At 59.0% G+C, this 378-nt stretch carries 1 pseudogene; it reads left to right on the top strand.

The window, feature by feature from the left end:
• Window positions 1-378 (top strand): annotated as a pseudogene (locus tag AF337_RS12370) (winged helix-turn-helix transcriptional regulator); the annotation flags it as partial.

The raw sequence follows: 378 nt of genomic DNA, 5'->3' as shown, positions 1-378 counted from the left end.
GAATCTCGACCCTTCTCTGCTCATGTGGGACATGCGGCGGAGCCTCGATACAAGAAGACTTCCGACCCGCCGTTGTACGATACAGTTTCTGTACCCGGAACTTTCGGCCGCGCAAAAGAGCTGGTGGCTTGTGGTCGAAAACGGAAAAGTCGATCTCTGCAACTTCGATCCGGGCTATGATGTAGACCTTCTCGTTGAAGGGTCGCTCCGTTCGATGACCGCAATTTGGATGGGCCTCACGACCATACGTCAGGAAACCGATGCAGAAACGCTGAGACTTGAAGGGGACAGGGTCCTCGCGCGCGAGATGCAGGAATGGCTCGGGGCCGGGAAGGCGGTGCCGGCGGACATCGAGCAGGCCGCCGTACGTCGTCGGCC

Source organism: Rhizobium ecuadorense (assembly GCF_001187535.1).
Classification (GTDB): Bacteria; Pseudomonadota; Alphaproteobacteria; order Rhizobiales; family Rhizobiaceae; genus Rhizobium; species Rhizobium ecuadorense.
The sequence above is the reverse complement of the archived record's forward strand: the minus strand, read 5'-3'. Positions and strand labels throughout refer to the sequence as shown.